This is a genomic window from Clostridium sp. ETTB3, assembly GCF_053571985.1.
The window spans coordinates 2,633,207-2,648,494 of record NZ_CP199832.1 but is presented as its reverse complement, the minus strand read 5'-3'; the positions used below and the strand labels follow the sequence as shown (position 1 = coordinate 2,648,494).

Here is a 15,288-nt window from a genome sequence, read left to right as displayed (position 1 = left end):
TAGAAAAGTGTGTTAAAATACATAGGATAAAATAATATATAATGAGGAAAAATAATACAAAAAGTTATTTTATAAGGAGTAAGTGTATGAAAAGAGAGAGTATTAAAGAATTTGCTCTAATTACAATGGGAATATTTTTAGTTGCAGTTTCAGTAGTTTATTTTTTTGAACCTAATAATATTGCTGCAGGTGGAATAACTGGTTTAGCAATTGTAATAAATCATTATATACCATTTATATCTATAGGACCCTTAGTTTTAATGATGGATGCTATTTTATTTATAGTTGCATTAATAGTATTAGGAGCAAAGTTTGGAGCTAAAACTATATATTCAAGTTTTTTATTATCAACATCTATGTGGTTAATGCAAACTTTTATACCAATTAATATTACTAATGATTTGATATTAGCAACTATATTTGGTACATTAATATCTGCAGTTGGAATGGCAATAGTATTTAATGCTAATGCATCAACTGGAGGAACTGATATAATTGCAAAAATTTTAAATAAGTTTTTTCATATTGAAATAGGAAAATCCTTATTAATAGTTGATTTTTTAGTAACTTTATTAGGTGCAGTTACTTTTGGAATAAATATTGGGTTATATGGTCTATTAGCAGTTATAATTAATGGAGTGGTTATAGATAATATAATAGCTGGATTTAAAACTAAAAGTGAAATCACAATAATAAGTGAAAAAAATAAAGAAATAAGTAAGTTTATTTTAGATGATTTAGAAAGAGGGTGTACTTTTATTAAAGGTATTGGAGGATTTACAAGAAAAGATACTTCAATATTATATACTGTGTTAGATAGAAATGAATTTATAAAATTAAAAAATAAAATTAAAGAAATAGATAAAAATGCATTTATAACAGTTGGTGAGGTTCATGAGGTTATGGGAGAAGGTTTTATGGGAATAGACGAAGATTAAATTAAGATAGGAGAGAATTATGCAAAAGGTTAAAGAATATTTATTAACAACAATTGGAGTAGCATTAACAGCAATTGCACTTGAGTATTTCTTTTTTCCATGTGATATAGCAGCTGGAGGAGTTTCAGGTATAGGATTAGTTATAAATAAGGTTTTTGGATTAGATACTAGTGTAGTCATTCTTGTTCTTAATATTGTATTATTTGCATTAGCTTTTGTTGTATTAGGAAAAGGCTTTGGTGCAAAAAGTATTTATGCAACAATAATGTTGTCTGTATTTATGTGGCTAATTGAAAATGTTTTTAAGCCAACTATACTTACTGAAAATATGTTTTTAGCAAGTGTATTTGGATCAATTATTTTAGGAATGGGAGCTGCAATAGTTTTTCATCAAGGTGCTTCTACAGGGGGAACTAGCATAATAGCAGCTATAATAAGTAAATTTACGCCTATTGGTATAGGAATTTCTGTTTTACTTACAGATTCATTTGTTTGTATGGCAGCAATAAGTGTTTTTGGGGTTGATAAAGGATTATTTGGATTCTTTAGTGTTATTTTAATTGGGTTGATAATAGATAAATTTATTGATGGATTTAATACATGTAAACAAGTATTTATAATAACAGCAAAGGAAAAAGAAATAGTAAATCATATAATTAAAAATATTGATAGAGGATGTACAGTACTTAATGGAAATGGTGGATATACAGGAACTGATATAAAAGTAATTTATACTGTTTTAAGTACTAAAGAGTTTATTGAGTTAAAAAAATCTATAAAAAATATAGATCCAAATGCATTTTTAACTGTAAATGAATCTACAGAGGTTTTAGGAAAGGGATTTACAGAATATTAATCATAATAGTAATATTAGGTAAATATAGCTTAAATATTGGTATTATAGATAGTTGTATGTTATAATGGCTTTATAGTTTGTCAAGATATAGAAATGAATGTTATAAAGAGGTGTATTTATGATAGAGTTTAAGGGCGTTTCTAAGGTATATGATAATAATGTAAAAGCATTATCAAATGTAAATATAAAAATTAATTCAGGAGATTTTGTTTTTCTAGTTGGTCCTTCTGGAGCAGGTAAATCTACTTTTATAAAAATGTTATTAAAAGAAGTAGAGCCAACAATGGGAGAAATTATAGTTGCAGATAAAGAATTATCTAAGGTAACTAGAAGACAAACACCATACTATAGAAGAAAAATAGGTATGGTATTCCAAGATTTTAGGTTAATACCAACTTTAAATGTATATGAAAATGTTGCTTTTGCAATGAGAGTTGTTGAAGCATCACAAAGAGAAATTAGAAAAAGAGTACCTATGGTATTGTCATTAGTTGGATTATCACATAAATATAAAATGTTTCCTAATGAATTATCAGGAGGAGAACAACAAAGAGTATCATTAGCAAGAGCTATTGTTAATAATCCATCAGTACTAATTGCTGATGAGCCTACTGGAAACCTTGATCCAGAAACAGCAAAAGAGATTATGGGATTATTAGAAGATATAAACAAGGCAGGAACTACTATATTAATGGCTACGCATGCAAAAGACATAGTTGATAATATGCAAAAGAGAGTTATAGCTATTGATAAGGGAATGATAGTAAGAGATGATAGAAAGGGGATGTACGAAAATGAAAATTAGCACGTTAAACTATTTTATAGTCGATGCATTTAAGAGCATAAAGAGAAATAGGACAATCAGTTTTGCTGCTATGATTACAGTATTAATAACATTTTTCGTTTTTGGTACATTTACTTTATTAGCATTAAATTTCAATAAAAGTATTGAAGATGTAGCATCAAAGATTCAAATTCAAGTGTATCTTAGAGAAGATATAAAATTAGTTGATCAAAAAGAAATAGAATTAAAGCTATTGGAATCTCCTCAAGTTAGTGAAGTTAAATATCAATCAAAAGATGAAGCTTTTTTAAATTTAAAAGAAAATTTAGGAAGCAATGAAGGTTTATTAGAAGGATATGATTTAAATAATAATCCACTACCAAGTTCATTTATAGTTAATTTAAAGGATCCATCTTATGCTGAAGAAGTAGCTAAATTAGTTGAAGGTATGACTGGCGTTGAAGGTATAGGAAATCAACAAGAAGTTATTGATACAATAAGTAAGTTTGTTGATGTAGTTCAAATAGTTGGTATAGGTTTATTTATAGTATTTATTGGTGTATCTGTATTCTTAATAATGAATACAATAAAGCTTACAGTTTACTCAAGAAGAAGAGAAGTTGGAATTATGAAGTTTGTTGGAGCAACAGACTGGTTTATTAGATGGCCATTTGTTATTGAAGGTATAGTAATTGGTGCTATTGGGGCATTCTTATCAAGTATAGTTTTATATTTTGCATATAATGCAGTATTTAAATGGATAGTTTCATCTATGTTTATAGTAAATTTAGTACAACCTCAATTTGTTTTAACTACATTATTAGCTTGTTTTGTTGGTGGAGGAATAGTAATTGGAGCTATAGGAAGTATATTTGCATTAAGAAAATTCTTAATTGTATAGTATATAGAGTATGTTAATTAGGCAAAAATATATATAGAAATTATTTAAAAACTACAACTCATTAATTATTATGGGTTGTAGTTTTAAGCAAATAAGGGGTAAAATTAAATAAATATTAATATACAGAAAGGAGATAAGTATTTATGGATAATTTAAATGGAGAAGAAATTAAACCAAGGAAAAAAACACATAAATTCTTAAAAGGTTTAATAGTAATAGTATTTGCTTTAGTAACTTATTTTGCAGCTTTTTACTTAGGAAATAACTTAGCAACTAAGGGAGTAGTTATAGGTGGAGCTGTTCCTCAAAAAGCAGTTGCAGACTTAGAGGAAATTGGAGATTCAGGGAAATATTCTAATTTATTTAATTTGCGAAGTATGTTATTTTCCATGTATGATGGAGAAATAGATGATGAAAAACTTCTTGAAGGTGCAATGAAGGGAATGGCAAATGCAGTTGGAGATCCATATACAGTTTATATGGATAAAGAAGAATTTAATAAATTTATGGAATCAAGTCAAGGAAGCTTTTATGGAATAGGAGCTCAATTAGGAGTTAGAGATAATAATATAACTATAATAGCACCTGTTGAAGGTTCACCAGCAGAAAAAGCTGGACTTAAAGCTGGAGACATAATTTTAAAAGTTGATGATTATGAAGTAACAGATTTAAATACAGAGGCAGTTGTTTCAAGAGTTAGGGGTAATCAAGGAGAACCAGTTACACTAACTATTAAACGTGAAGGAATTGAAGAGCCATTTGAAGTAACCATAGTTAGAGCTGAAATTAAAACAGAATCAGTAAAAGGTGAAATTATTGAAGATGGAATTGGATATATTCAAATAAGTACTTTTAGCGATGAAGAAGTAAGTGATAAGTTTACTGAAAAATTAAATGAATTAAAAAATGAAGGAATGAAAAAACTAATATTAGATTTAAGAGGAAACCCAGGTGGATACTTAAATGAATGTGTTAAAATTGCTTCTAATTTTATTCCAAAAGGAGAAGTAGTAACTTATACAATTGATAAATATAATAAAAAGGTTGTTTCAAATTCAATTGGAGGAGATGCAATTGGAGTTCCACTAGTTGTACTTGTTGATGGTGGAAGTGCAAGTGCATCAGAGGTTGTTACAGGAGCATTAAGAGATCATGGAGCTGCTATAACAATAGGAACAACTACATTTGGAAAAGGAATAGTTCAACAATTAAAGGTATTGCCAAATGATATGGGAGGACTTAAAGTTACAACTTCTAAGTATTATACTCCAAATGGAGAAAATATTCATGGTACTGGAATAACACCAGATATTACAGTGGAAATTCCACAAGAAATATTAGAAAAGGATTATGATAGAAACATTGATCCACAATTTAAAAAGGCTCTAGAGGTAATTAGAGATAAGAATTAAGTAGGAGGCTCAGTATGGATTTAATAATTAATAGTTTAAAATCTGTATCAATAGCAATAATTGAGCCAATGCATTTACTTATGCTTTTTATATTTGGGATAATATTTTATTTTAAAAATATTAGAATTGTATCAATCCAAAAGATGACATTAGGAGAGGGGGTTAATACACCCCTTGAATTAACATTATCTCAAATTGTATTTGGCATACTAGCAGGTGCAGTTGGTACTGTTATATTAACGGTACTAGGAGTTTCATTTAATGAAACCTCAGGTATAGAATTTATATTTATGATATCAATACTATGTTTGTTTTATAAGAAAAAGTATATATCATATGCTTATTCAGCAGCAATTTTAGGTATGATAGGAATTATATTAAAAGTAGCAAGTAATATTACTGGAATAAGGTTATTAATAGATATAAATGTAGTATCATTAATAACACTTGTTGGAGTAATATATATACTTGAAGGAATATTGATAATGTTTGATGGAAGTAGAGGGGCAATACCTGTATTTACAAAAAAAGAAGATAAGATAATTGGAGGATTTTCCTTTAGTAGATATTGGCCTATTCCAATAGCTATATTAATGATTTTTACTAATAGTTCATCACCAGCAGATTCAATTTATTTAAATGCTAGTTCATGGTGGCCAATATTAAATAAAAGCCAAACATTAAGCTTAATAGCTTCTGCTATGGTAGCAACCATACCTATATACGGAATACTTGGATATGGAAATGTTACTTTTACTCAAGAAAAAAAGAAAAAGTCATTAAGAAGTGGCACAGTTATTTTAATTTATGGTATTTCAATTGTATTAATAGCTCAATTAGCAACGCTTAATATACTGGGACAAATAATATCGATTATTTATCTACCATTAGTTTATGAATTTATTATGAGATATGAAGCTAATGTAGAAAAAAAGGGTGAATATTTATACGTTAGTGATGATGAAGGAATAATGATTCTTGAAGTTACTCCAAATTCGCCAGCATATGAAGTTGGAGTTAAGCGTGGAGATAAAATTATAGAAGTAAATGGAGAAAAAATAAAATCAGAAGTTGATATATTTAATGCTATTAAAGAAAGTATATTTAAGATTTCTATTAAGATAAAGAATAATTCGGGACAAGTATTAGAATATAATATACAACCTAGAAATAAAATATTAGGGGTGCTTTTAGTACCTAAAATGGTTAAAAGAGAAGATATGATTGAAATAAATCAAGAAGATTTAAAAGATATAATTAATGAAATTAAGAATAAAAAATAGAGGAAAGTTTATACTTACCTCTATTTTTTGTTATAAAAGTTTTGAAAATGGTGAATATAAAAAGTAAAATATATTTAAGAAAATAAGAAAAATTTGGAGTTGATATATATGGGAAACTTTAAGATACATTCTAAATTTAAGCCAATGGGAGATCAACCTGTAGCTATAGAAAGTTTAGTATCAGGATTAAATAAAAATGAAAAGTTCCAAACACTATTAGGGGTAACAGGATCAGGTAAAACATATACAATGGCAAATATAATTGAAAAAGTACAAAAGCCAACTATAGTTTTAGCTCATAATAAAACACTAGCAGCACAGTTATGTTCGGAGTTTAAAGAATTCTTTCCAAATAACATAGTAGAATACTTTGTATCTTATTATGATTATTATCAGCCAGAAGCATATGTGCCTCAAACAGATACCTTTATTGAAAAAGATGCTTCTATAAATGATGAAATAGATAAATTAAGGCATTCTGCTACATCTGCATTATTTGAAAGAAGAGATGTAATAATAGTAGCTTCTGTATCATGTATATATGGGTTAGGTAATCCAGATGAGTATAAGAAATTAACTATTTCACTGAGAGTAGGAATGGAAAAAGAGAGAGATGAAATAATTAAAAAGCTTATAGAAATTCAATATGAAAGAAATGATATTGATTTTGCAAGAGGTACTTTTAGAGTTAGAGGTGATTCATTAGATATTATTCCAGCTTCATCTTCAACTAAGGGAATTAGAATAGAGTTCTTTGGAGATGAAATTGATAGAATAAGAGAATTTGATGTTTTAACAGGAAAGATATTGGGTGAAAGAGAGCATGTTGCAATTTTCCCAGCATCTCACTTTGCTGCATCACAAGAAACATTAAATAAAGCAATAAGAGAAATTGAAGATGAATTAGAGGAAAGATTAAGAGAATTAACATCACAAGATAAATTATTAGAAGCTCAAAGGCTAAGACAAAGAACAAATTATGATATAGAAATGATTAAGGAAATGGGATATTGTAGTGGAATTGAAAATTATTCAAGAGTTTTAGATGGAAGAGCACCTGGAACTCCGCCAAAAACATTATTAGATTACTTTCCAGATGATTATTTAATGTTTATAGATGAAAGTCATGTTACTTTACCACAGGTAAGAGCAATGTATGCAGGTGATAGATCAAGAAAAGATACATTAGTTGATTATGGATTTAGGCTTCCTTGTGCTTATGATAATAGACCACTTAAGTTCAATGAATTTGAAAGTAAAATTAATCAACTTATATTTGTTTCTGCAACGCCAGGTCAATATGAATTAGATCATTCAACTAATATAGCAGAACAAATAATAAGGCCTACAGGACTTTTAGATCCAATTGTTGAAATAAGGCCAGTTACAGGTCAGATAGATGATTTATATGCAGAAATAATTAAAACAACGGAAAGGGGATTTAGAACATTAGTTACAACGCTAACTAAAAAAATGGCTGAGGATTTAACAAAGTACTTAACTCAATTAGGAATTAAAACTACTTATATGCATTCTGATATAAAGACTATTGAAAGAATGGAGATAATAAGAAATTTAAGATTAGGTGAATTTGATGTACTTGTTGGAATAAACCTTTTAAGAGAAGGCCTAGATATTCCAGAAGTTGCTCTTGTTGCAATTTTAGATGCAGACAAGGAAGGATTTTTACGTTCTGAAACATCTATGGTCCAAACTATAGGAAGAGCTGCTAGAAATTCTGAAAGTAAAGTAATTATGTATGCAGATAAAATGACTGGGTCTATGGATAGAGCTATTAAAGAAACAAATAGAAGAAGAGAAATCCAAATGAACTACAATAAAGAACATGGAATTGTTCCTAAAACTATAATTAAAGGAATTAGAGATGTAATTGAAGCAACAAAGGTTGCAGAAGATTCCTCAGAATATAATGTAAATAATGATTCAATTTCATTAAGTGAAAAGGACAAGAAGAAGTTAATTAAGCAATATACTGAAGAAATGAAAGATGCAGCTAAAAATCTTCAATTTGAAAGAGCAGCTGAGCTTAGAGATATGATTAATGATTTAAAGGAAAAATAATTTCCTAGGAAATTGCATTAAGTATTTTTATGAAAGTCATTTAAAAATCTCATAATTAAAATAATTGTATATATGATATACTGTGTTTGAACTGTTTTGAAAACTTAATGAATAGATATAGTTTCAATATATCCATTCATCATAAATTTCATAGCAAATATATATTAACTGATTCCTATTTAGTGTAGGAATCAGTTTTTTTATCCCCCTATTAACCTTAAGGAATAAACTGAAAAAAATAATACGAAGAGTTAATCATAAGTATGTAGTTTTATTTTATTATATAGGATTATTTATTTGATAAAAAAACGGAATATAATACTAGTTTACTAGTAAAATTTTACATAAGGTTATTTTGACTGATGGTTATTATAAGGGGGGATTATGTTATGGGGAAAAAAATAAGGTAGCGTTAATGTTAGTAATAACGTTATTGTTTAATATTTTTTATACTTCAAATGTATTTGCAACATTTGAATATAAATATATTAAGTGTATTAAAAATTAATTCAATGATAACTGACATTAATTCAGTAGTTAACCTTAGTGCAAATGATCAGGTAGAATTAGATATAAAATATACCAATAGCAATAAAAATATACAAGCTGGAGATGAAGTTAATATTGATTTGCTATTAAATTTTAAAAATGTAAAAATAAATTATGAACCAGAGTATTTTACTTCAAATCCTGTGATTGATAGTCAGAATGTATATACTCTAACTCTGAATGATAAAGTAGTTGATTCGTCTGAAATTAATATTTCTATTATTGGCACAATTTTAGAAGTTGAAGAATTAGTAAATGATAGTATTGTCGTTAATATTGGACAAGAAAAAGTTAATATAGCAGTTAATATAGAATCTAGTACAGATAAGGTTTCTGGAAATATAGATGAAACACAAAATACTAATGAAGTTAAAGAAGATAGTGAAAAAATAGATGATATACAAAATTCAACTGAAGTTACTGATGAAGTATTAGGAATATCTGAAATCGATGAATGTGAAGAAATTACAAAAAGTTAAATTGAATTTGAAGCGATAAATGTTTTGGATGCAACTAAGAAATTGACAGAAGAATATAAGAGCAAAAATACTTTTAGATATGTAAAGGATGGTATTGAATATACTACACCAGCATTTGATTTTCATATTTTTTCAACAGAAGCTATTTTATCAGCTCATACTAATGGAAATATAGCAACTAAAGATTTAGATTCAGGGGGACAAGGATTTGGGGCTAGCCAGTCTTCATCATTAAAATTGAATGAGGAGCATTACTAATAAATAACAAAAGGAAAAAGGTTGAAAATTAATTAAATGTAATAATAAACTAAAGCCTGTAGAAAATAATTTCTACAGGCTTTAGTAATACTAATTTATAGAGACATAATTTTTTGATATAATTTATATAATTATTTGTTATAGAGGATGGAGAATTTATGAATGCAAGTAACAAAATATTAGTAGTTGAAGATGACTGGGATATAAATGCGCTGTTATGTAAGATACTAAGTCAAAATGGATATGATGTAAGAGGGGCATATTCGGGATCAGAAGCAAAGATGTGCATTGAGAAAAGTCAATATGATCTTATAATCTTAGATTTAATGTTACCAGGGATATGCGGAGAAGAGTTAATAAAGGAAATTAGAAAGAATTATTTAATGCCAATAATAGTGGAGTCAGCTAAGATAACTCCAGAAGATAAGATTGGAGTATTAAAAATGGGGGCTGATGATTTTATTAGTAAGCCATTTGATATAAATGAAGTTTTGGCTAGAGTAGAGGCACAATTAAGAAGGTATAAAGCATTTTCTAGTTCTAAAACAAATAGCAATAATAAATTAACTCATAAAAATTTAACTTTAGATATAGATAGTAGACAAGTACAGGTAAATGGAATAAACATAAATTTAACAGTTAGAGAATTTGATATATTAGAACTATTAATTAGTAATCCTAACAAAGTGTTTACAAGGGCAAATTTATTTGAGGCAGTTTGGAAAGATGAATTCATTGGAGATTATAATACTGTTAATGTACATATTAGTAATTTAAGAGCCAAGATATCTAAGATAGATAAGGAAAATGAATATATACAAACAGTATGGGGAATTGGATTTAAATTAAAGTCTGAATAGTTAATATTTGTAGGAAAGAAAATTACAATAGGAAATAATATATTTAAAAAATGTAATTATACAATTTAAATAGTGGTTGGTAGAAAATTTAATGAGTTCTACCAACCATTTTTTAATCTTATTTTTTATCTTTGAAACTTAATACTTTCTTAATATTTTCTTTAAGGTATCTTACAACTATGGATATACAATGTAAGTAAATTAAGAATTTAAATAAAAAAAGAAGTGATAGATAAATTAATACTTAGGGGGTAAATAAAAATGAAAAAAGTTGTATTGAAGACATATAACATTACTAAAAAATATGGTGAACAACTGGCTGTAGATAATGTTAATATGACTATTAAAAAAGGTGATATATATGGATTTATAGGTCAAAATGGTGCGGGTAAAACAACATTAATTAGACTTATTACAGGATTAATTCATAAAAGTGGTGGAGAAATAGAGCTTTTAGGGGCAAATGAGGAAAATGAGTTAAATAAGGCAAGAACAATGGTTGGAAGTTTAATTGAATCCCCTTCACTTTATACTAATATGACGGCAAGAGAAAACCTAGAAGTATCTAGATTAGTAAGGAATATACCAGGAAAGAAATGTATAGATGAAGTATTAGAATTAGTTGGATTAAAAGATGTTGAAAAGAAAAAAGTTAAGAACTTTTCTTTAGGAATGAGACAAAGATTAGGAATTGCAAATGCACTAATGGGAAATCCTAAATTGCTTATATTAGATGAACCTATAAATGGACTTGATCCAATGGGAATTGTTGAAATAAGAGAATTATTAAAGAAGATAAATAAAGAAAAAGATATGACAATATTGATATCAAGCCATATATTAAGTGAGCTATCAGAACTTGCAACAACTTATGGAATAATCTCAAATGGAAAATTAATTGAAGAAATTACAGCTAAGCAACTATCCGAAAAATGTAGACAATATATAGATTTAAAGGTTGATGATACAGCTAGGGCGGTAATTTTGTTAGAGAGAGAATTAGGAATAAGTGATTATGAGGTATTAGAAGATAGTAACATAAAGGTATTTTCTAATTTGGATAATGTTGGTGAAGTAAATTCGTTATTATCAAGATCCGGAATTATTGTTGAAAGTATAAGTGTTAAAGGTGAAAATTTGGAGGAATACTTTATGAATAAAGTTGGAGGTGTTTTAAATGCTTAAAGCAATACAAGCAGAATTATATAAGCTATTTAAAAATAGAACATTTAAAGTACTAATATGTGTTGCAGTTTTATTATCTACATTGACAGTAGTTATGTGTTCATCGGTTTTTGAGAAAATACTTAATGATAGTTTAGGAAATATGCCACAAGATCAAAAAGAGGTTCTTATGGAACAATTAACAAGTATGTCTGAAAGTGAAGCAATAGTAACACCAGGCCAACTAGGAATTCAGTTACAAGCTAAAGATATGATGAATCCAACTTCAATAGAAGTATACCATGCTTCATTTGGGTCAGGAGTTATAGAAATAATAATAGGTATATTAGTAGGAGCATTAATAGCAAAAGAATACTCACAAGGTACAATTAAAAATTTCTTAGCTTACGGTAAGAGGAGAGAAGAATTTTATCTAGCAAAATTTGTATCTATGGTTATAGCAGTTACAATAATTTTAGCTGTTATGACAATCCTACCAACCATAGTAGTAACGCTAATGAATGGCTGGAGACAAGCTTTTGAAATTTCACAACTATTAGGAATGATAAAAACATTTGTTGCATCAGTTATTGCGGGTTCAGCAGTAGCAGCATTAGCTATGATTATAGCAACATTAGTAAAAAGTAATGGAGCTACAATAGGAATAACAGTAGCAATATTTATAGGGATTCCTACGTTAGCTGGATTTTTATACGGAATATATCCTTGGTTCGATAGAGTTTATGAGGTATTACCATTTTATAATTCAGCATTAGCAACTTCAATTAAAGCAGGAAATGGAGATTTGTTAAGATCAGTAATAATTTCATTAGTAACAATAGCAATTTCGTTATTTGTGGGAATAAAAATATTTAAGTCGCAAGATATCAAATAAGAAAGGTTAGTAGATTAAAAATGATTAATAGTAAATTAGAAAAGAACATTAAATTAGGCTTTGGGATAGTTATTTTTATTTTAGGAATTATATCATTTATTATATTACCTAATAAAGTAGGAATGCAGATTTCAGTTAGTGGTAAATTACAAAATTATATGCCAAAGATAATTGCTGTTATTATACCAATTGGGCTATATGGACTTGGTTTTTTACCCAATGGAAATGGTAAATCAGCAGAAATAAAAAGGAATATAATTTTATCATTATTAGCTATAGTTATTCAAATTTTTACATTAGTTTCAAATTTATAAGGATATTATAAAAAGGGGAATAAGTATAAGGGGAGAAATAGTATGTTAGAAATAAAGAACTTTTCAAAAGAATATTCAAAGGGCAAAAAAGCAGTTGATAATATATCTTTAACTGTAAATAGTGGGGAGATATTTGGATTTATAGGTCACAATGGTGCAGGAAAAACAACAACGATTAAATCTATAGTTGGAATATTAGAATTTAGTGAAGGGGATATATTAATAGATAGTAAATCTATTAAGAAAAATCCTATAGAATGTAAAAAAGTAATGGCATATATTCCAGATAATCCAGATCTTTATGAAGCTTTAACTGGAATACAATATTTAAGCTTTATTGCAGATATTTATAAAATAAGTAAAGAACAAAGAGAAAAATTAATTAAATATTATGGAGATAAGCTTGAGTTAACTAAATATTTAGGAGATTTAATTTCTTCATATTCCCATGGTATGAAACAAAAGTTAGCAGTAATATCAGCATTAATTCATAAACCAAAGTTATTAATATTAGATGAGCCATTTGTTGGATTAGATCCTAAGGCTTCTCATACACTTAAAGAAATAATGAGAGAACTTTGCAATGAAGGTAGTGCAATATTCTTTTCAACTCATGTATTAGAGGTAGCAGAAAAATTATGTGATAAGATTGCAATTATTAAAGATGGGAAAATAGTTGCAGAAGGGACTACTGAACAAGTTAAAGGTAATAATTCTTTAGAAGAAGTATTTATGGAGTTGATTGATAATGAGTAATTTATTTATTTTATTAAAAAATTCATTTATAAATAGCACAGGAATTAATTCTTTATCTAAAGGGGTTAGCACTTCTAATGAAAAGAAGAAGTTATTAATTACTACAGCTACATTATTATTAATAGCAGCAGTAATATGCTTTATGTCAACCACATATTCAATAGCGTTAGCTACAGTATTAAAACCAATGGGATATTTAGATTTAATATTAATAGTTGCTGTATTATTTTCATGTATTTTAAGCTTTATAACATCAATATATAAAGCGCAAGGAACATTATTTAGTTCAAAAGATTACGATTTATTAATGGCTTTACCTATAAGAAATAGTACAATATTAACTAGTAAAATATTAAGTTTAATGTCTATAAACTATATAGGAACAGCACTTGTAATAGTACCGGCTTCAATAGTATATTTTATCTATAATGGAAGTTTGTCATGGATTTTCTTCATTATATTAATAATAGGGTTAATATTTATACCAATGATTCCAATAATATCAGCTTCAATAATAGCTGTTGCTATAACATTTATATCATCAAGATTTAAGCATAAAAATATAGTAACTACAGTTGTTGGTATGATAGCATTTTTATTAATTATGATACTTTCAATGAATATGCAAAATTATATTAATGAATTTATTGCAAATAGTGACTCAATAGTAAAAGGACTATCTAGCATATATCTACCAGCAATGTATTTAAAAGAAGCTTTAGTAAATTATGATATATTTGCTTTAATAAAGTTTATACTAATATCAATAGTTCCATTTTTAATATTTATTTTGGTATTTAGTAAGACATTTAAAGTTATAAATGGGAAATTATCAGAAAGCTATAAAAAGGCAAATTATAAGGTGTCAAAGTTAGAAGCAAGCAGTGTAATAAAATCATTGATTACGCAAGAACTAAGAAGATACTTTGCAACACCTATTTATGTTATGAATACAGCGTTTGGGATGGTATTATTAGTTGCAGCATCCATTGCAACGTTATTTGTAAGTAAAGAAACGTTAGTGGAATTTTTGGGGTATCCTGAGATAGCTAATATGATTCCAGTTGAAATATTAGTTTTCTTAGTATTTACTATTGGACTATCTTGTACAACAAATTCATCAATATCATTAGAAGGAAATAGGTTATGGATATTAAAATCATTGCCAATAGAACCTAATGATATCTTTAAGGGTAAAATAATAACTAATTTAATAATAACAATTCCAGCATCAATTATAGCAAATGTATTTTTTTATATAGGATTAAAGTTTGATATAAAGTATTTAATATTTAACTTAGTAATTAGTATAGTATTTGCAATTGTATCAGCTATATTAGGAATAATAATTAATTTATATTTTCCAAAGATGGAGTGGACAAATCCAACAACAGTAGTAAAGCAAAGCGCAAGTGTAATGATTACTATTTTGGGAATATTGATATTAATATTAGTAGTTGTAGCAGTATCAGTTGTATTAGTTAAAGTATTCAATATTACAAATATGATGATTATTTTAAGTTCAGTATTAATTATATTTTTAATAGCTTTATTTGTTTCAATTAAGGTATTGAATAATATAGGTAGTGAAAAGTTTAATAGATTATAGAAGAGTTGCCTCTGTGGAATATTCATTTTTTAGAATATTCTATTGAGGTAATTTGCTTATATTTATATAGTGTTGGAAGGATTAAGCATAGAGTATATAATATACTTAAAGAATAAATTGAATTTTGATATTTATAAAATTAGATTTG

Annotated in this window: 15 protein-coding genes; all 15 read left to right on the top strand. The window is 27.3% G+C overall.

The window, feature by feature from the left end:
- Positions 1-86 precede the first annotated feature (86 nt).
- The 15 genes from ACUN06_RS12605 to ACUN06_RS12535 all read left to right on the top strand — a co-directional run bounded on the left by ACUN06_RS12605 (position 87) and on the right by ACUN06_RS12535 (position 15,140).
- A complete protein-coding gene (locus ACUN06_RS12605) occupies positions 87-938 on the top strand; it encodes a YitT family protein (protein WP_291731994.1) in 852 nt (283 codons plus the stop codon).
- Between the two features lie 19 nt (positions 939-957).
- Complete coding sequence (locus tag ACUN06_RS12600; protein ID WP_294369835.1) at positions 958-1,794, top strand: YitT family protein; 837 nt, start codon at positions 958-960, stop codon at positions 1,792-1,794.
- Positions 1,795-1,912: 118 nt separating this feature from the next.
- Positions 1,913-2,599, top strand: a complete 687-nt coding sequence (gene ftsE, locus ACUN06_RS12595; RefSeq protein ID WP_291731989.1) for a cell division ATP-binding protein FtsE — start codon at positions 1,913-1,915, stop codon at positions 2,597-2,599.
- Positions 2,589-3,479, top strand: a complete 891-nt coding sequence (gene ftsX / locus ACUN06_RS12590; RefSeq protein ID WP_291731987.1) for a permease-like cell division protein FtsX — start codon at positions 2,589-2,591, stop codon at positions 3,477-3,479. Before ftsE ends, ftsX begins: the two co-directional genes overlap by 11 nt.
- 143 nt (positions 3,480-3,622) lie before the next feature.
- The gene (locus ACUN06_RS12585) at positions 3,623-4,891 is read left to right on the top strand and encodes a S41 family peptidase (protein ID WP_449389914.1); all 1,269 of its coding nucleotides are present in this window, start codon (positions 3,623-3,625) and stop codon (positions 4,889-4,891) included.
- Between the two features lie 14 nt (positions 4,892-4,905).
- The gene (locus ACUN06_RS12580) at positions 4,906-6,174 is read left to right on the top strand and encodes a PDZ domain-containing protein (protein WP_449389913.1); all 1,269 of its coding nucleotides are present in this window, start codon (positions 4,906-4,908) and stop codon (positions 6,172-6,174) included.
- Positions 6,175-6,282: 108 nt separating this feature from the next.
- On the top strand, positions 6,283-8,256 hold the full coding sequence (gene uvrB / locus ACUN06_RS12575) for an excinuclease ABC subunit UvrB (protein ID WP_291731981.1): 1,974 nt from the start codon (positions 6,283-6,285) through the stop codon (positions 8,254-8,256).
- A 473-nt stretch (positions 8,257-8,729) separates the two neighbouring features.
- Complete coding sequence (locus ACUN06_RS12570) at positions 8,730-9,284, top strand: hypothetical protein (protein WP_412217668.1); 555 nt, start codon at positions 8,730-8,732, stop codon at positions 9,282-9,284.
- Positions 9,285-9,308: 24 nt separating this feature from the next.
- Positions 9,309-9,542, top strand: coding sequence for a hypothetical protein (locus tag ACUN06_RS12565; RefSeq protein ID WP_294161287.1), 234 nt, complete (start codon positions 9,309-9,311; stop codon positions 9,540-9,542).
- Positions 9,543-9,700: 158 nt separating this feature from the next.
- On the top strand, positions 9,701-10,402 hold the full coding sequence (locus ACUN06_RS12560; RefSeq protein WP_022212098.1) for a response regulator transcription factor: 702 nt from the start codon (positions 9,701-9,703) through the stop codon (positions 10,400-10,402).
- Positions 10,403-10,663: 261 nt separating this feature from the next.
- Complete coding sequence (locus tag ACUN06_RS12555) at positions 10,664-11,587, top strand: ABC transporter ATP-binding protein (RefSeq protein ID WP_294161286.1); 924 nt, start codon at positions 10,664-10,666, stop codon at positions 11,585-11,587.
- Entirely contained in the window at positions 11,580-12,461 is an 882-nt protein-coding gene (locus ACUN06_RS12550) for an ABC transporter permease (RefSeq protein WP_195959109.1), read from the top strand. Before ACUN06_RS12555 ends, ACUN06_RS12550 begins: the two co-directional genes overlap by 8 nt.
- Before the next feature lie 20 nt (positions 12,462-12,481).
- Positions 12,482-12,775, top strand: a complete 294-nt coding sequence (locus tag ACUN06_RS12545; protein WP_055291757.1) for a hypothetical protein — start codon at positions 12,482-12,484, stop codon at positions 12,773-12,775.
- 42 nt (positions 12,776-12,817) lie between these two features.
- Entirely contained in the window at positions 12,818-13,531 is a 714-nt protein-coding gene (locus ACUN06_RS12540) for an ABC transporter ATP-binding protein (RefSeq protein ID WP_294161284.1), read from the top strand.
- Positions 13,524-15,140, top strand: coding sequence for a putative ABC transporter permease subunit (locus ACUN06_RS12535; RefSeq protein WP_449389912.1), 1,617 nt, complete (start codon positions 13,524-13,526; stop codon positions 15,138-15,140). The genes ACUN06_RS12540 and ACUN06_RS12535 overlap by 8 nt, the downstream gene beginning before the upstream one ends.
- Positions 15,141-15,288 lie beyond the last annotated feature (148 nt).